We start from the raw sequence: 17401 nt of genomic DNA, 5'->3' as shown, positions 1-17401 counted from the left end.
AGAGGGAACAAGGGGGATGCGGCCGATGGAAATGGAACAAATTGTGTTTCAACTCATCCTGCACGGCGGAAATGGCAGAAGCTCAGCGATGGAAGCCATTACGTGTGCAAAGCAAGGTAATTTTGATGAGGCGAAGCAAAAAATGCAGGAAGCACAAGACGCGTTAAATGAGGCGCATCACGCACAGACAGAGCTGATCCAAGGAGAAATCAGGGGCGAAAAGACGGATATTAGCCTCCTCATGATTCATGCGCAGGATCATCTCATGAACGCAATGACCGTTAAGGAGCTCGCAGCAGAAATCATTGAGCTCCATGAAAAAATGAAGCAACTCGGAGGTGTCAATTCATGAAAGAAGGAATCAAAATTGTCACAATAGGCGGTGGATCGAGCTATACGCCTGAGCTCGTCGAAGGGTTTATTAAACGATATCATGAATTGCCTGTAAAGGAATTATGGCTTGTGGATATTGAAGCGGGTCAGGAAAAGTTAAACATCGTGGGCGCTCTGGCGAAACGTATGGTCGAAAAAGCAGGTCTACCGATTGAGGTACACCTGACTCTTGACCGCCGGGAAGCCTTAAAGGACGCAGATTTTGTGACGACACAATTTCGTGTAGGACTGCTGGAAGCACGGGCAAAGGATGAAAGAATACCGCTTAAATATGGCGTCATCGGTCAGGAAACGAATGGACCAGGCGGTTTATTTAAAGGCCTTCGGACCATCCCGGTCATTTTAGACATTGTGAAGGATATGGAAGAGCTTTGCCCAGACGCATGGCTTGTGAACTTTACGAATCCAGCCGGCATGGTCACAGAAGCTGTTTTACGCTATACGAATCTAAAAAAAGTCGTCGGTCTATGCAATGTGCCGATTGGGATCAAAATGGGAATCGCTAAGGCGCTTGAAGTGGATGTAGAACGCATCGAGGTACAGTTTGCCGGTCTCAATCACATGGTCTATGGATTAGACGTATATTTAGACGGGGTCAGCATTATGGATCAAGTGCTTGATGAACTAGGAAATCCGAACAGCCAGTGGTCCATGAAAAACATTGAAGCGAAAAACTGGGAGCCTTCTTTTGTGAAAGGATTAGGGGTCATCCCATGTCCGTATCACCGCTATTACTATAAAACGAAAGATATGCTGGAAGAAGAACAAAAGGCGGCTCAAGAAAAAGGAACACGAGCGGAGGTTGTACAGCAGGTCGAGCGGGAACTATTTGAGCTCTATAAAGATCCTGATTTGTCGATTAAACCACCGCAGCTCGAAAAAAGAGGCGGAGCCTATTACAGCGATGCGGCTTGTAACTTAATCAGCTCCATCTATAATGATAAGCACGACATTCAACCAGTCAATACAGTGAACAAAGGGGCGATTGCCAGCATTCCGGCTGAATCAGCTGTTGAAGTAAACTGTATCATTACGAAGGACGGACCAAAGCCAATCGCGACAGGTGATCTGCCTGTAGCTGTCAGAGGGCTCGTTCAACAAATCAAATCATTCGAGCGTGTGGCAGCTGAAGCGGCTGTAACTGGAGATTACGAGACGGCTCTTGTTGCGATGACGATCAACCCGCTCGTCCCATCTGACGAGATTGCAAAGCAAATTTTAGATGAAATGCTTGAAGCGCATCGTGAATATTTACCGCAATTCTTCAAATCAGTCAATGCTTAACACATAATGAGTGACCCCTTTTATGGGGTCATTTTTTATGATTTCTTCATATGGAAACTGGAGAAAGAAGTGTATGATAGAAAAAACAGCATGTATGGCTTCAAAGAAAGGACTGTTGGAATATGGTTGCAATTGGTTTAATGCTTTACGGATTTGTCGTACAGCCTGTCATGAGTTATGGCACAGTGATCTTGTTTTTGTATGGCCTTATTGCTTCATTTGTTGGTCTCATTCGGCATAAGGACTATGTGTGGATTTATGTTCTCCGCCTGCTTGTTTGTTTCACCATTCCAGTGACTAACCTGTTGATGTATTTCGCAACGATTGGAGGAGATGCAAGAAAGTTTGATTTCCAGCCGATGCCGCTTGTTTACTATCTTGTCTTTATCCTAGAAATCATGATCATCTTTTTGCCTGAGATTTTTTTACTGATCGAAAGAAAGCGAAGCATCAAGGGAAAACAGTGGATATACGCTGGGGCGATTGTTGGGGTATCGGTCTTGTTTTGGTGCACGATTTGATGGGAAGCAGACGAGTCAACTAAGCCTTTTTCGCCTTTTGTTTCTGTAACTTCTTTCGTCTAACCTTTACAAAAGAGATGGAAAGAGCAAGGATAGAAATCCCAAGCGCCTTAAATAGAAACCGGGTGAGGAACGGTGAATCGTCGAAACCAGTAGCGACGATCATCGATCCGATACAGATCCCAATGAACGCTAATAGATAAGTAAAAAACATACCATCCCTCCTCAATTTATTACCATTATAAGGGATAAAGGAGAGGTAAATAAACAAAAAAGAACCCTTCGTGAATGAAAGGTTCTTTTACATGATTATGCTTGCTTGACGACCGAGTCAACTTCAACTGTCCAGCCGAAGATGTCTGGCTGTGTTCCTTTTTGGATGCCAGTAATGGCTTCATACAATTTCTTGGATACTTCGCCTGTTTGACCATTTTGGATCACATATGGCTGATCATGATAAATTAATTCCCCGACAGGAGAGATCACGGCCGCCGTTCCAGTCCCAAAAATTTCTTCAAGCTCGCCAGATTGATGTGCTTCAATTAACTCATCAATTGAAATTTTGCGCTCTGTGACTGGAATTCCCCAATGCTTTAACAGCTCAAGTACAGAGTTACGTGTGATGCCTTCTAAAATGCTGCCGTTCAATTCAGGCGTCACGATTTCTCCGTTGATTTTAAAGAAGATATTCATGCTGCCGACTTCTTCAATGTATTTTTTCTCGACCCCATCAAGCCAAAGAACTTGTGAAAACCCTTTCGTTTCAGCCACTTGCTGTGCTTTAAGGCTTGAGGCATAGTTTCCAGCTGTTTTGGCATTTCCTGTTCCACCCTTAACGGCACGGACAAACTCATTTTCAACGGCAATTTTGACCGGATGAATGCCTTCTTTATAGTATGATCCCACTGGAGATAAGATAATGATCAGATTATACGTGCTAGACGGTGCAACGCCTAAATACGGCTCAGTGGAAATAATGAATGGACGAATATACAAGGAAGTGCCCTCTGCATCAGGTACCCAATCCTTATCAATGCGAATGAGTTCATTTAAGCCCTCTAATACTGTTTCTGAATCAATTTGCGGAATACACAGGCGGTCATTGGATCTGTTTAAGCGCTCCATGTTTTTTTCCGGACGGAATAAGAGAATTTTTTGATCCTCAGAAACATAAGCCTTTAATCCTTCAAAAACAGATTGACCATAATGGTAGACCATCGAAGCTGGGTCCATTGGAATAGCCTGATAAGGAATAATTCTTGGATCATACCAGCCTTTATCAATTGAATAATCCATCACAAACATGTGATCTGTGAAGATTTTTCCGAATTCAAGTTGATCAGATTGAGGTTTTGGTTTTTTTGTTGAACTAAGTTCAACGCGGATGGGTTGTTTTGGCATTGTAAATCTCCTTGCTGTTTGATTATTTGAAAATTCTAATAATATGAAATAATTATGATTCTATTCTATACCTTCACAAAATATTAGCAATAGGTTTTCTGGAATTCAGACAAGAAAAATCTGTTAAAGCGCTTTCCTTCTCTCTGCTGTCAGTTTGGCTCATGTCCCCCCTTTTTAAAAAAGAAATAAAATCCAAATACGTTATTAACTGATTAATCTGACAATTTAAAAACGAATGGTTTTCCTGTAAGATATTCTTTCAACCATACACCTTTTGACTAGTACATTGCAAGGGACATTGTCATATTTTAATCCTCTTTTTTTTAACCGATAAAGGAAGAAGAGAAGGGAAAGGAGCAAACAACAAGATGAAACGAGTGATACCAAGCATTTTACTCATTGTATTCATGTCCATGATCAGCTTTGGCTGTCAAGCGATGACAGAGGAAGCTGGTGCTAAGCAAAGCACAGCTTATTACGTAGCGGTAAACGGAAACGACAAAAACCCGGGAACAAAGCAAAAACCTTTCCGCACGCTGAAAAAAGCAGCAAGTATGGCGAAGGCTGGGACAACCATTTACATGAGAGGCGGTACATACAAAGAGAAATTGATTGTCCGTTATTCCGGAACAAAGAAAGCACCCGTTGTCTTTCAAGCTTACGGAAAAGAAAAACCTGTGATTAGTGGGGCATCCCTTAAAGGAAATCAAGCCGATGGCGGCCTTGTCACGGTCGATCAAAAGAGCTACATCACCCTCAAAGGCCTCACTGTAGGACATCTTAAGACGAATAAAGAAGATTTAACACCAGTTGGTATTTTCATCAAAGGAAGCGGTAAAGGCGTAAAACTGCTCAATAACCGAGTGTATGACATTCAGACGAAACATGAAAATGGAAATGCACATGGAATTGCTGTCTATGGGACAAAAGCTCCTGCAGCCATAGAAGACATTGAAATCAAAGGAAATACCGTTGAAAAATTAAAACTGGGCTTTAGTGAAGCGCTCGTGCTAAATGGAAACGTCAAAAATTTCCGTGTGACACATAACACGGTCCGTAACACTGATAATATTGGCATTGATTTAATTGGTTTCGAGAACGTAGCACCCTCTAAAAAGTATGATCAAGTTAGAAATGGAGTCGTCTCTAGAAACAAAGTATATGAGATTACGAGTGCAGGGAACCCAGCCTATGGAAGCGACATCTCCGCTGGCGGAATTTATGTTGATGGCGGAAAAGACATTGTGATCGATCATAACATCTCACATCACAATGACCTGGGGATTGAAGTTACAAGCGAACATAAAGGAAAAATGGCAGATCGCATCCGCATCGAACACAATCAAGTATATTTAAACCGTTATACAGGCATTTCTATTGGCGGCTATGATAAGAAGCGTGGCGGTACAACCAATACGACGATTTCACATAATATTTTGTACAAAAATGACACAGCCGGCTTAGAAGGCGGCCAATTGCTGATGCAGTATCAAGCAGTGAACAATCGAATCACGAATAATATCATGACGGCTAGCGCCTCGCATTACTTAGTCGTGAATCTTTATCAAGTGAACCAAAAGAATACCTTCCAGAAGAACGTTTATGATGATCGCAAAGGTGCGAAAGCATCACAGTGGATTTGGCGCGGGAAATGGATGGAAGGCTACAAAACCTATCTCTCTAATAGCGGTCAAGATAAAGGATCAGCACATCTCAACCCACAATTTGTGAATGAGAAAAAATATGATTTCCGTCTGAAGAAATCATCACCTGCTAAGAAAATCATCGGAAGTTAATGATATTTTAGAAATTTTCAAAAAAGTCATTGACATTGATGTGACATCACATTAAAGTAAAGAAGACATTTCAACGAAAACAAATTTCATAACGGATCTCTTATCAAGAGAGGCAGAGGGACTGGCCCTATGACGCCCAGCAACCGTTTCTATTGTAGAAATTGGTGCTAATTCCTGCAAAGCTGTTACAGCTTTGACAGATAAGAGAGGAAGACTTCCCGATACATGTTTCATGCAACGGTGATCAAGCCTCTCTTTCCAAGAGAGGCTTTTTTTCGTCTCTTTTTCGAATCAAATGCCTGTTTGACAGGCGTATTTCCACTTTTTTACCTAGTTTTCCGATGTGAAAAATTTAAAACAACTTGAGGAGGAACAGCAATGAAGCGTAAGCATTTTACATCATTTCTTGTCTTATTAACGGCATTAACCGTCCTATTATCTGGCTGCGGCACTGGATCAAGTGCAGGCTCAAAGGCAAATGCAAACGAAAAAGTCTCTTTTGACAATGTACCGAAGCGATTTGCAAAGGGACAGGGGGCTAAAATTAAAGTGATCCGCAAAATTGGAGGAGACGATCATACAGCTCAATTTTTAGCTGGAACGAAGGCAGAAGGTGAAGCACTCGGCTTTACGGTAGATGTCTACACCGCAAATGGTGATACAGCAAAATTCCATGATGCCATCTCTCAGGCGCTGGAGGAAAATTATGATGGCTTTATCATCTCTCACGGGGACGACGAGGCGACAGTCGCTGATGTGAAAAAGATCACAGCGAAAGGCATTCCAGTTGTAGCATTTGATTCAAATCCTAAGCTAAAGGACATCAAAGGAGTCACAGTGACGTCTCAAGATGACGAACAATTAGCGAAAAAATCATTAGACGCGCTCGTGTCTGATTTTAAAGGAAAAGCAAATATTGCGTACCTGTGGGTAGATGGATTCCCGCCAATGGTGAGACGAAACAAGGTCTATCAAGAAACGCTTAAACAACATTCAGGGATCAAGGAGCTTGACCGCTTTGGTGTAGCCTCTTCTGATACGTCTGTTCAAACGCAAAATGCAGTAGCAGCCATGCTGAATAAGTATCCAAAGGGCAAACTGGACGCTATTTTTGCCACATGGGATGCCTTTGCCATTGGGGCAGCAAGAGCGTTAAAGGAAGCAGGAAGAACAGAAGTGAAGATTTATGGGATTGATGTGTCAAATGCTGATCTTCAAGAAATGACAGCGAAGGACAGTCCATGGAAGTACACAGCAGCGGTTGATCCGAAGCTCATCGGCGCAGTCGACGTGAGGATTCTTGCGAAGAAAATAGCTGGTGAGAAAACACCATCTTCCTATGACCTTGAGGCCTCTCTCATCTCGCAAAAGCAGCTTCAACAAGCAGGAAAAGCCATTAACATGGTCAATCTTGCAGACGAAGTGAAGGGATTCGGTTCATCGACTGCTTTTGAGGAAGATTGGATGAAGACCTTGAAGAAGCATTATACAAAATAAGCGACGTGCACTCTCTTTCCATAGAGGGTGTTTCGTTTTTCAGATGATATCAAGAGAAGGAGGACACCCATGACAGCGCCGCTTGTTCGTATGAAAAATATTTCAATTGAATTCCCAGGGGTCAAAGCTTTAGATCAAGTGAATTTCACATTAAAAAAAGGGACGGTCCATGCACTAATTGGAGCAAATGGTGCTGGGAAGTCCACGTTAATGAAAGTTCTTTCTGGCGCTCATTCCCACTTCGACGGAACCATCCACATCAATGGCCAGGCGGCAACCATTCAAACCCCAAAGGATGCATCCTCATATGGTGTGCAGACGGTCCATCAAGAAGTGGATATGGCTCTTGTTCCCTACTTAAGTGTTGGCGAGAATATGATGATGCATGAGATTGAGAAAAAAACATTTGTCAGCTGGAAAGAGCTGCATCGCAAGGCGGCTCAGTTATTAAAAGAAATGGACATCGACATCTCCACAAAACGACTTGTCAGCGATCTGACCCTTGCTGAAAAACAGATGGTGCTCATTGCTAAGGCCGTTTCCATTCAATGCAGCATTTTAATCTTAGATGAACCAACAGCTCCGCTTAGTCATGCAGAAACAAGCAAATTATTCTCCATGATTGATCGGCTGAAACAGTATGGGACAGGGATCGTGTTTATCTCCCATCGCATGCCTGAAATTTTCACCATCTGTGATGAACTGACAGTGATGCGAAATGGAACGGATGTGGCAGCCCACCTTGTCAAAGACACAAATCCGCAGCAAGTCATTGAAGAAATGCTAGGTGCGCCATTAGAGGAACAATTCCCGTCTCGCAAACCTTTGAAAGATGCACCTATTGTGCTTGAAGTGAAAGAGCTAAACGATCAAAACAAATTAAACAACATTCACTTTTATGTCAAAAAAGGAGAAATTCTCGGGATCGCAGGACTTGTCGGTGCTGGAAAAACAGAATTGTGCAAAGCCCTTTTCGGTGCCTCAGAAAAAAAGACGGGGACTGTGCAGCTGCATGGTCAAACCATTCACATCACATCGCCTCATCAAGCTGTGAGAGCTGGAATAGCTCTTGTGCCTGAAGAGCGGAGAAAAGAAGGGGTTCTGACCGAAGAGAGCGTGGGGTGGAACTTAACGGCTGCAAGTCTTCATTCATTTTCACGGATATTCAGCTTCTTACATCGTTCGAAGGAAAAGCAGGGTGCAGGCGACATCGTCAAACGACTTGGTGTCAAAACGCCGTCTCTTGAAGCAAAGGTGAAGCACCTATCTGGTGGAAATCAGCAAAAGGTTGCCATCGGAAAATGGCTGCTGGCTGAGGCAGATGTGTATCTCTTTGATGAACCAACTAAAGGTGTAGACGTTGGAGCGAAAAAAGATATTTTCACTTTGATCGCAGAGCTTGCCGCCCGCGGAAAATCTGTCATTTATGCGTCGAGTGAGCTATCAGAGATTGCAGGTATCGCTGACCGCGTATACGTGTTATATGATGGCAGCATTGCCCGGGAAATGACTGCACCGACGACTGAAGAGGAGCTTTTATATCATTCAACAGGAGGACAATCATGAGCGAACAACAAATTCCAGCCCCTGTGCAGCAAATCAAAAAACAGCGGCCACCCTTTCATCTGTTTGATTTCTTTTATCGATATGGGACGATTTTAACCATTGTCGTGTTGATTGTGGTATTTGCGGCAGCGAATCCAGCGTTTTTGCAATCGGGAAATATCATCAATATTTTACGGTCTATCTCAATTGTGACCATCATTGCGGTGGGCTTAACCATCTCATTGGCAGTAAACGGTTTTGATTTATCAGTTGGATCAGTCGCTACGCTGTCAAATGCCATTGTCATTTCTATGTTCGTATGGTTCTCGCAAAACCCACTGATTGCCATCCTTTCTGCACTAGCGGCTTCTATCATTGTTGGATTGTTAAATGCATGGATGATCGTCAAAATGAAAATTCCAGATATGCTCATGACATTAGCCATGATGTTTATCATTCAAGGGCTGGCTCAAACGTATACGAAAGGGGCGACCATTTCTGAAAATATGGTGCTGCCCGATGGCACGTTTTCAACGGGAACGATCCCTGCCTTTTTTAGCAAAATCGGACAGGTGCCATATATCATTCTCATTATGGCTGCCATTGTTCTATTTGCGCATGTTTTCATGACCTACACAAAGCATGGCAGATTCATGTACATCATCGGTGGGAATAAGGAAGCGGCTCGATTGTCTGGCATTCATGTGAACAAATACAAAATTGCGGCCTATCTGCTTTCTGCGTTATTTGCAGCGATCGGAGGTATCGTGCTGGCATCAAGGGTGATGACAGCAGAAATTAATGCTGGTGCACCATATTTAATGGATGGAGTAGCGGCTGCTTTTATCGGCTTTTCCGTCATGGGAGCAGGTAAGCCAAACGCATTTGGTACTTTTATCGGGGCTGTACTCATCGGAATCTTACAAAATGGGCTTGTGATGATGTCTGTTCCTTATTATGCAATGGATATTGTGAAAGGTTCTGTGCTGGCTCTTGCACTGGCGCTGACCTATTACAAACAAAGAGGCTAACTGCGTATTTTTTAAAACCATTCGAGTCCTCTCTCCGTCTAGTAAACGGAAAGCGGTACAGCTGCCGTTTCCCAAAAGGAGATGACAAAGAAAATGAATATGTCAGCAACTCATGTTGAAGATTTGAAAAATGTCATGGAAGACTGGAAAAATGAACTATTAGTATATAAATTTGCATTAGATGAAATGGATACAAAGTTTTCGATTATCAGTCAGGAGTATAATTTAATCCATGGACATAACCCTATAGAGCATACAAAATCACGGATCAAATCCTTTGAAAGCATCGTGAATAAACTAGCAAGAAAAGGATGCGACATCACAACACAATGTGCCAAGGAGCATATCCATGATATCGCAGGTGTCCGCATCATCTGTTCTTTTATTCAAGATATCTATAATATTATGGATGTATTGAGGCAAAGAGAGGATTTAAAGATCCTTGAAGTGAAGGACTACATTCAACATCCGAAACCAAATGGCTACAGAAGCCTTCACTTAATTGTTGAGATTCCTGTCTACTTAACGAATCGTGTGGAGTATGTGAAGGTTGAGATTCAGGTACGGACCATAGCGATGGATTTTTGGGCGAGTCTAGAGCATAAAATCTATTATAAACTGCAAAACGATGTTCCTCATCAACTGACTGATGAACTGAAGGAAGCCGCAGATATTGCCCATTACTTAGATGAAAAAATGCAAAATATCAAACGAGAAATTGATTAACACATAAAAAAGCAGCTGTTTTGATCACAGCTGCTTTTTTCATATTAAGGGTTGGTTCCACGATCCCTCTTTTGAATGATATCTTGAGATTGTGCAGATTTGCTGTCTTTTTGAACGGAAGCACCAATAGAAACACCTGTTATCAAGAGGGTAAAAATCGCACTTGTGATAAGCCATTTCTTCATCATACATCACTCCATATTCTTAACAAGTTTTTAAGGATAATGCCTTGTTTCTAAAATAAGAGGATTCTTCATGAAGTCCAAGATCCATTAAGTAAGCAGCTGCATCCTGACAAATAGCTTCAAGATCAACAAGGAAATTCATCGATTCTAATTGATCACAATAAGACTTGATTTGCTCAATCATGTTGTCTGGCTGAATCATAAGTGTTTCTAAAATGGATAATTTAAGTGAAATGTTTCGTTGTTTTAAATTTTCTGCTTTTTGAAGTGAAAGCTGTACATAATAGTGGAACAAACCTGGCTTTTTCAGCTTAAATAGTGCTTTTGTGTAGGCGTACATGGCAAGTAAATAGCCGCCTGGAGAAGAAGTTTCGAATGTTTCTATCATTAAAGCCTTTTCTAGGAGTGGCACAGCTTCACTGTATTCATTTCTTAGACTTTTAATAAAGGCTGCATTACAATAGGCGTGTCCAAGCAAATCTGGATCTTCCATCTGTTCTAGTGAATGAATCACTTCTTTGAACAACGATTCTGCCTCATCATATTTCGACTGATCCGCATAATTCAAAGCAAGCATCATTTGACAGCTGATTGATTTTTTCACATAACATGGATCTGCGTCGTAAATAGATGAAGCCTTCTTTAAGTGGTGGATGGAGAGAAGCGTGGACCTGATATTATAGTAAAGACACCCTGTTTTATAATGAAATTCGGCTTTTTCAATGTCATCATGTACGAGATCTAATTTATCCTCGGCCAATTTTAAATGGTGAAATGCCGTATCCTGATTGCCTCTGCGCATTTCATACATCCCTTTAAAGAAATAGAAATAATAGCTGAGCATATCATCCGTACGGATGGCATTTTCATCAACAAAAAGACTATGATCTAACGAAGCTGTATCTTCTATTAGATCTTTAAAACGGTACTCTAGCAGTTGATAGTAAAGTAAGACGTCTTGATTTTCTTCCATTCGATCAAACGCCTGAAGAATGTCTTCTTTTAACTGGATGGCACCTTGTATCTCTCTTTTTTTCATCATGACATACCAATCATTGAGCATATTTGCTACATCAACGGACGACAAAACACCTGCTTCTGCCAATTCTTATCCTCCTTTCTTCATCTATCAAAATCCGTTCTTTTGAATCAACTTTCCATATTCCAGTATCTTCTTATATTTTAAGCTCTCTCATGCAGTTTGTAAAACATGTTTTTTGATGTAAATTCAACCAGTAGTGAAAGAAATAGGGAGAAGAGACATTTTGTATACGCTTACATATTTTTAGGTAAAAAGAGGGTTTTGAAAAAAATATACTACAATATCAATAAAGAGTGGAAGCCGGTTGTTGAGTTTGCTTTCGTATACTAGAAAGAAACATCATTTATCAAGGTGCTGTCTCATTTTTTTGTGAGATTATCTTACATTATAATTGTGAATGACTCTTCTTTTAGAATAAAATGAGTTATTCGCAAAAAAGTAAAATTTAAAGAGACTATTGATCTAGAATTGTATGGATCTTTGGTATTGATAAAAAACATCACACACTATAGCTTTAGCGTGTTATAGTATTATTGTTATTGCGAATATTTAGACAAAACTGACAATGGGGGTCGTGTTTTATGAAGAAATCGATGTTATTGATCATGGGACTAATTGTTGTGCTTGTCATGGCAGCCTGTGGATCAAAATCAGACAGTGGTTCGGGAGAAGACAAAGGCACATATAAAATTGGGATAGATACAACGTATCCGCCATTTGAATTTGAAAAGGGCGGTAAATATGAAGGCATAGACGTTGATTTAATTAATGCAATCGCGAAAGATCAAGGTTTCAAAGTGAAGCTGGAAGCTATGGACTTCTCAGGTATCATTCCAGCAATGCAGGCAGGACAGCTTGATGTTGGAATGGGCGGGATGAGTATTACAGATGAGCGTAAGAAGAAAGTAGATTTCTCAGATCCTTACTTCGACGCTGGGCTGACAGTTGTTGTGAAAAAGGACAGCAGCATCAAATCAATTAATGATTTAAAGGGGAAAAAGCTAGCTGTTAAAAACGGGACGACTGGTGCAAAGTTCGCATCTGATAACGCAGATAAATATGGGTATGAAGTCGTTCAATTTAATGACAGCCCATCTATGTTCCAGGAAGTATCAAACGGAAATGCAGATGCCTTAATTGAGGATTATCCTGTCATTACGTATGCGATCGCACAACAAGATTTAAAATTGAAAACAGTTGGAGACCGCTTGAATGGAGACCAGTATGGTATCTCTGTCATGAAGGGGAAAAATCAAGACCTATTGAAGAAAATCAATAAAGGTCTGGAGAACCTAAAGAAAAACGGTGAATATGACAAAATTATTGATAAATATTTGAAGTCATAACACAAGCGAGGCGCGCTCCGAGCGCGCTTTCTTTATGTGTCAGCCGTATGTGAATTAGGGAGGGAGAAACATGGATACAATTATTAATGCATTTCCGTATTTAATGGATGGTTTGCAAACCACTTTATATATCTTTGTTGTTGCCATCATTTTAGGATTTATCATCGGGTTAATTGTGGCATTATTCCGTCTGTCACCATTTAAAATCTTAAATTTCATCGCACTCGTCTTTGTGAATGCCATTCGAGGCACACCATTTATCGTACAGCTATTCTTCATTTATTTTGGTTTGAATACACTGGAATTCATTTCGCTTGATCGAGTGCCCGCAGGGATTATAACAGTAGCAATTAATGCAGGGGCTTATTTCTCAGAAATTATTCGTGCAGGGATTCAGTCCATTGATAAAGGGCAAACAGAAGCTGCGCGCTCATTAGGCTTTACAGGGGGACAAAACATGCGCTTTATCGTCCTTCCGCAAGCCTTCCGCCGCATGCTTCCAGCGATTACAAACCAAGCCATCATCAGCTTGAAAGATACATCTCTCTTATCTATTATCGGGATTGCCGATATTATGCAGCGAGGACAAGTTCAAGCATCGGCTACATTTGATCCATTGAATGTCTGGCTCATTGTCGGTGTCATTTATTTCGTGATCATTTATTTACTTTCTCTACTGGCTAGCTACGCAGAAAGGAGATTTGATATCAAATGAGTATGATTACGGTAAAAAACTTAAAGAAATCCTTTGGCGATCACGAAGTCTTAAAGGATATTAATGCAGTCATCGAGGAAAAGGAAGTAGTGTGTGTCATTGGTCCTTCTGGATCAGGGAAAAGCACGTTTCTTAGATGCCTCAATAAATTAGAAGATATCACTGCTGGAGAAGTCGTTGTCCACGGACACACGATTACAGACCCAAAGGTGAATATCAATAAAGTACGACAAGAAGTAGGCATGGTGTTTCAGCACTTTAATTTATTTCCTCATAAAACTGTTTTAGAAAACATTACGATCGCACCGATAAAGGTAAAAGGCATTGAAAAGAAGGCAGCGGCCGAAAAAGCGCTAGACTTGCTTGAAAAAGTCGGCTTAAAAGACAAAGCCCAAAGCTACCCTAACCAATTATCCGGTGGACAAAAACAGCGTGTTGCCATTGCAAGAGCCTTGGCAATGGACCCGAAAGTACTATTATTCGATGAGCCGACATCAGCTCTTGATCCTGAAGTTGTAGGGGATGTATTAGCTGTAATGAAACAATTAGCTGTCGAAGGCATGACCATGATTGTGGTGACACATGAAATGGGCTTTGCAAGAGAGGTGGGAGACCGTGTCATCTTTATGGATGGCGGATATATTGTTGAGGAAGACAAACCGGAAGCCCTCTTTGGAAACCCACAGCATGAGCGTACAAAATCATTTCTTAGTAAGGTGTTATAAAAAAGAGTAAGGGCATGTATATGCTCTTACTCTTTTCTTTATGAATAAATGGAAGATAGATTTAGCGGCACGATTTCCTAGGAAATATTAGCGCTGGAAGAATTCGATCCATTCTTGATCTGGTCCTCTGAAAAAGAAGTAGCAATATCCATTTGGTAATGTCGTGATTTCTTCATCGATTAATTCAATTTGCAGCTTTTGAATACGATTGAATTCAGCATGAATATTGTCTGTTGTGAAGGCGAGATGATGGACCTTCCCTTCAGATGGCAGGTCACTGCTGTAGCCTTGTATGAGCTCAATTTCCGTTTCTGCTTCATCTTTAAAACCGAGAAATGCAAGCTCAATCACTCCATTTGTATGAGTGATGCGGTCCTTTAATTTCATCCCCACCACTTTTTCATAAAAATCAATCGATTGATCAATATTCGAAACCATAATACCTGTATGATCTAAGCGTAATGTCGTCAAAAGAAGTGCCTCCTCTATGTCATGTTGATATTTTTCTCCTCATCTTATCATAATAGAAGTAACGTATACATTCATATGGTAGGATAGAGAGAGTCAATTTAGGATAAGGATGACACAAATGAAAAAAATCTCATTAAAACAAACATTTGCGGAACAAGTGAAAAAGGGATATCCGCTCATTTCCAAAGATGCAGTATCGCATGTGAACGGTGTACGGGAAGGCGAGCTCATTGAATGGGTGGATGAGCGGGGCGCTTTTTTAGGAAAAGGGTATTATGGTGTGCAAAACAAAGGAATTGGCTGGGTACTAACCTTTGATGCAAACGAAAAAATAGATCAAGCTTTTTTTGTCTCTAGGCTTGAGCAGGCAGCAAAAAGCAGAACGCATTTATTTCGTGATGCACAGACGACTGCTTTTCGTGTGTTCAACGGAGAAGGGGATGGAATTGGCGGCGTCACGATTGATCATTATGACGGATTCTACCTCATCCAATGGTATAGCGAAGGAGTCTATACATTAAAGGCAGAAGTATTGGCTGCACTTGAGCAAGTATATCCAGACTATAAAGGTATTTATGAAAAGAAACGGTTTGATACGTCTGGACAGTATATAGAAGATGATGATTTTGTGAAGGGAGAGAAAGGTGAATTTCCTCTCATCGTGAAAGAAAATGGCATGAACGTAGCAGTTTACTTAAATGATGGTGCGATGACGGGCATTTTCCTTGATCAGCGTCATGTGAGAAAAGCGATTCGAGATCGTTATGCAAAGGGAAAGACTGTGCTCAATACGTTTTCTTACACAGGTGCTTTCTCAGTAGCAGCTGCGCTTGGTGGAGCGAGCCGTACGACAAGTGTGGATGTTGCAAACCGCAGCTTGAAAAAAACATCTGAGCAGTTTGAAGTCAATGATATTGATGTGGACGGGCAGGATATCAAAGTCATGGATGTCTTTAAATATTTTCCGTTTGCAGCGAAAAAAGGCTGGACCTATGATCTCGTTATCTTAGATCCGCCATCCTTTGCACGAACGAAAAAGCACACATTCAGTGCGGCAAAGGATTATAAGAAGCTATTAAAAGAAGCCATCCAAATCACAGCTGAGAACGGCGTCATTGTGGCATCAACGAATAGCAGTGCATTTGGCATGAAGAAGTTCAAAGGATTTATTGCGCAGGCCTTTAAAGAATCAGGGCAAAGCTATCGGATACTTGAAGAATATTCTCTTCCTGAGGATTTCCGTACAACGAAGAATTATCCTGAAGGGAACTATTTAAAGGTTGTCTTCATACAAGCATAAGAAAAAGCCACTTTCCAATAAGGGAAATGGCTTTCAGCGTGTAGACAAACCCTCGCATTCGCCCGCAGGTCTGCGCTCCGGTACTCGTCCTTCCTAGGGCTGCAAAGGTTTTCTATCATGCTGAAAAGAAGACAAAGTGCTAAAATAAAGAACATTTTAGCATTTTGTCAACAATCTAAAAGCTATTTCCTATAAGGGAAATAGCTTTTTTTATAAGGCAAACGACATGAGGATCGGCGCTGCACATAATGTAATAATGGCTGAAATAATCATCGATACACTTGAGATCGTCCCTGAGACGGAGCTCATTTCAAAGGCTTTCGATGTTCCTGCACCGTGTGCACCTGTTCCAAGCAGGACGCCCATGGCAATGTCATTATCGATGCGGAAGTAACGGATCACCATTGGACCGATAATCGATCCAAACAGTGCGGTTAAAATGACAAAGACAGCCGTAACGGACGGCATGCCGCCGATCATTTCTGACACACTCATTGCTACAGGTGTTGTGACCGATCTTGGGACAAGGCTCTCAATAAGGCCTGTGTCCAGATGAAATAACTTGGCGATAAATGCCGTTGATAAAATCGCAATGATAGAGCCGCAAGCCACATTCAAAAGAATTTCCACTGCATGCTTCTTCAGGATATGAAAATACTTATATAAAGGAATGGCAAAAGCAACAGTCGCAGGCTGCAGCATATTCGTGAGCCATTTCCCGCCTTGATTGTAAGCATCGTAAGGAATGTTGACGATTAACAGCAAGACGACAAGAACAAGCGGAGTGACAAGTAATGGTGAGACATAAACCTTTGGATGCCGTTTGTACACCGCTTTTGATCCGAGATATAAAAGAACTGTTAAGATCAGAAATAGTCCGCCAACTAACATAGCTTTTTTCGCTCCTTTCGTTTCGCAATCATTTGCGTCATGATACCAGTTGAGAGCATGACCACAAACGTACTAATTAAGACGACAAGGATAATACTTGTGCCAGATTGAGAAAGCAGTTTTCCATAATCAATGACACCAACTGCTGATGGAATAAAGAAAAGCAGCAGTTCTCCGAGCAGCCATACGGCGCCAAGTTCTATCCATTTTAATTGAATGATCTTAAAATGAAGTAATAAGAAAATGACAAGAATGCCTAAGATCGTGCCCGGGATTCTTAAATGCAAAAAGGCCGCCAGCACATTCATGAATTTCGCAAAAATAAACAAGACCATAATCTGAAGGGCAGCAATCAGCGGCTTTTTGAGCAATTTCACTTTCTGTTCACTCCTTTTTCTATATAAATTGTTCACTATTTCACAAAAACATGACAACGTTCCAATTGATGAGCTTACTTTAAAGTGTACAGCACGTTTAGTTATAGGTAAAATACATATATCGAATAGTAATTATTCCTTTTGTCTATAGGAAG

General features: G+C 41.2%; 19 protein-coding genes and 1 riboswitch. Of the genes, 12 read left to right on the top strand and 7 right to left on the bottom strand.

The window, feature by feature from the left end; all coding sequences use genetic code 11:
* The first annotated feature begins 25 nt into the window (after window positions 1-25).
* The 3 genes from NST59_RS17920 (at window position 26) to NST59_RS17910 (ending at window position 2198) form a co-directional block, all read left to right on the top strand.
* Window positions 26-352 carry a PTS lactose/cellobiose transporter subunit IIA gene (locus NST59_RS17920; protein WP_039182451.1) on the top strand — a complete coding sequence of 109 codons (327 nt, stop codon included), beginning with the start codon at window positions 26-28 and terminating at the stop codon, window positions 350-352.
* Window positions 349-1677, top strand: coding sequence for a 6-phospho-beta-glucosidase (locus tag NST59_RS17915; RefSeq protein WP_251180939.1), 1329 nt, complete (start codon window positions 349-351; stop codon window positions 1675-1677). Before NST59_RS17920 ends, NST59_RS17915 begins: the two co-directional genes overlap by 4 nt.
* A 122-nt stretch (window positions 1678-1799) precedes the next feature.
* Window positions 1800-2198, top strand: coding sequence for a hypothetical protein (locus tag NST59_RS17910; RefSeq protein WP_099663800.1), 399 nt, complete (start codon window positions 1800-1802; stop codon window positions 2196-2198).
* 19 nt (window positions 2199-2217) lie between these two features.
* Here the strand turns inward: NST59_RS17910 and NST59_RS17905 are convergent, their stop codons facing one another.
* A complete protein-coding gene (locus tag NST59_RS17905; RefSeq protein ID WP_099663799.1) occupies window positions 2218-2412 on the bottom strand; it encodes a hypothetical protein in 195 nt (64 codons plus the stop codon).
* Window positions 2413-2507: 95 nt separating this feature from the next.
* Window positions 2508-3599, bottom strand: a complete 1092-nt coding sequence (locus NST59_RS17900) for a branched-chain amino acid aminotransferase (RefSeq protein WP_341040879.1) — start codon at window positions 3597-3599, stop codon at window positions 2508-2510.
* A gap of 368 nt (window positions 3600-3967) precedes the next feature.
* On the opposite strand from NST59_RS17900, the gene NST59_RS17895 reads away from it, so the two are divergent.
* The 5 genes from NST59_RS17895 to NST59_RS17875 all read left to right on the top strand — a co-directional run bounded on the left by NST59_RS17895 (window position 3968) and on the right by NST59_RS17875 (window position 10194).
* Window positions 3968-5395: a right-handed parallel beta-helix repeat-containing protein gene (locus NST59_RS17895; protein WP_341040878.1), complete on the top strand. Its 1428-nt coding sequence runs from the start codon at window positions 3968-3970 to the stop codon at window positions 5393-5395.
* A 97-nt stretch (window positions 5396-5492) separates the two neighbouring features.
* Window positions 5493-5602, top strand: a riboswitch (SAM riboswitch).
* Between the two features lie 171 nt (window positions 5603-5773).
* The gene (locus NST59_RS17890; protein WP_041087658.1) at window positions 5774-6892 is read left to right on the top strand and encodes a sugar ABC transporter substrate-binding protein; all 1119 of its coding nucleotides are present in this window, start codon (window positions 5774-5776) and stop codon (window positions 6890-6892) included.
* Window positions 6893-6961: 69 nt separating this feature from the next.
* The gene (locus NST59_RS17885) at window positions 6962-8458 is read left to right on the top strand and encodes a sugar ABC transporter ATP-binding protein (protein ID WP_247543922.1); all 1497 of its coding nucleotides are present in this window, start codon (window positions 6962-6964) and stop codon (window positions 8456-8458) included.
* Entirely contained in the window at window positions 8455-9468 is a 1014-nt protein-coding gene (locus NST59_RS17880) for an ABC transporter permease (protein WP_144489848.1), read from the top strand. Before NST59_RS17885 ends, NST59_RS17880 begins: the two co-directional genes overlap by 4 nt.
* 93 nt (window positions 9469-9561) lie before the next feature.
* Window positions 9562-10194 (top strand): GTP pyrophosphokinase, encoded by a 633-nt coding sequence (locus NST59_RS17875; protein ID WP_039182427.1) that lies wholly within the window; start codon window positions 9562-9564, stop codon window positions 10192-10194.
* Window positions 10195-10238: 44 nt separating this feature from the next.
* On the opposite strand, the gene NST59_RS17870 is transcribed toward NST59_RS17875, so the two are convergent.
* Window positions 10239-10379, bottom strand: coding sequence for a hypothetical protein (locus NST59_RS17870; RefSeq protein ID WP_180272453.1), 141 nt, complete (start codon window positions 10377-10379; stop codon window positions 10239-10241).
* A 19-nt stretch (window positions 10380-10398) separates the two neighbouring features.
* Window positions 10399-11484 carry a Rap family tetratricopeptide repeat protein gene (locus NST59_RS17865; RefSeq protein WP_058838469.1) on the bottom strand — a complete coding sequence of 362 codons (1086 nt, stop codon included), beginning with the start codon at window positions 11482-11484 and terminating at the stop codon, window positions 10399-10401.
* 518 nt (window positions 11485-12002) lie between these two features.
* Here NST59_RS17865 and NST59_RS17860 point away from each other — a divergent pair.
* The 3 genes from NST59_RS17860 to NST59_RS17850 all read left to right on the top strand — a co-directional run bounded on the left by NST59_RS17860 (window position 12003) and on the right by NST59_RS17850 (window position 14207).
* Window positions 12003-12767 carry a transporter substrate-binding domain-containing protein gene (locus tag NST59_RS17860; protein ID WP_064498820.1) on the top strand — a complete coding sequence of 255 codons (765 nt, stop codon included), beginning with the start codon at window positions 12003-12005 and terminating at the stop codon, window positions 12765-12767.
* A 70-nt stretch (window positions 12768-12837) separates the two neighbouring features.
* The gene (locus NST59_RS17855) at window positions 12838-13482 is read left to right on the top strand and encodes an amino acid ABC transporter permease (RefSeq protein ID WP_024423856.1); all 645 of its coding nucleotides are present in this window, start codon (window positions 12838-12840) and stop codon (window positions 13480-13482) included.
* Window positions 13479-14207 (top strand): amino acid ABC transporter ATP-binding protein, encoded by a 729-nt coding sequence (locus NST59_RS17850; RefSeq protein ID WP_039182423.1) that lies wholly within the window; start codon window positions 13479-13481, stop codon window positions 14205-14207. The genes NST59_RS17855 and NST59_RS17850 overlap by 4 nt, the downstream gene beginning before the upstream one ends.
* An 87-nt stretch (window positions 14208-14294) precedes the next feature.
* Here NST59_RS17850 and NST59_RS17845 read toward each other — a convergent pair whose 3' ends face one another.
* A complete protein-coding gene (locus NST59_RS17845; protein WP_039182421.1) occupies window positions 14295-14678 on the bottom strand; it encodes a VOC family protein in 384 nt (127 codons plus the stop codon).
* Between the two features lie 118 nt (window positions 14679-14796).
* On the opposite strand from NST59_RS17845, the gene NST59_RS17840 reads away from it, so the two are divergent.
* On the top strand, window positions 14797-15978 hold the full coding sequence (locus NST59_RS17840; protein ID WP_126682478.1) for a class I SAM-dependent rRNA methyltransferase: 1182 nt from the start codon (window positions 14797-14799) through the stop codon (window positions 15976-15978).
* A gap of 210 nt (window positions 15979-16188) precedes the next feature.
* Here the strand turns inward: NST59_RS17840 and NST59_RS17835 are convergent, their stop codons facing one another.
* Together NST59_RS17835 and NST59_RS17830 are read right to left on the bottom strand one after the other, a co-directional pair.
* Window positions 16189-16869: a CidB/LrgB family autolysis modulator gene (locus NST59_RS17835; protein ID WP_039182414.1), complete on the bottom strand. Its 681-nt coding sequence runs from the start codon at window positions 16867-16869 to the stop codon at window positions 16189-16191.
* Window positions 16863-17246 (bottom strand): CidA/LrgA family holin-like protein, encoded by a 384-nt coding sequence (locus tag NST59_RS17830; protein ID WP_081258486.1) that lies wholly within the window; start codon window positions 17244-17246, stop codon window positions 16863-16865. Before NST59_RS17830 ends, NST59_RS17835 begins: the two co-directional genes overlap by 7 nt.
* Window positions 17247-17401 lie beyond the last annotated feature (155 nt).

Source organism: Bacillus sp. FSL R5-0439 (assembly GCF_038008805.1).
Taxonomy (GTDB): Bacteria; Bacillota; Bacilli; order Bacillales; family Bacillaceae; genus Bacillus; species Bacillus safensis.
This window is presented reverse-complemented; position numbering and strand designations above follow the sequence as displayed.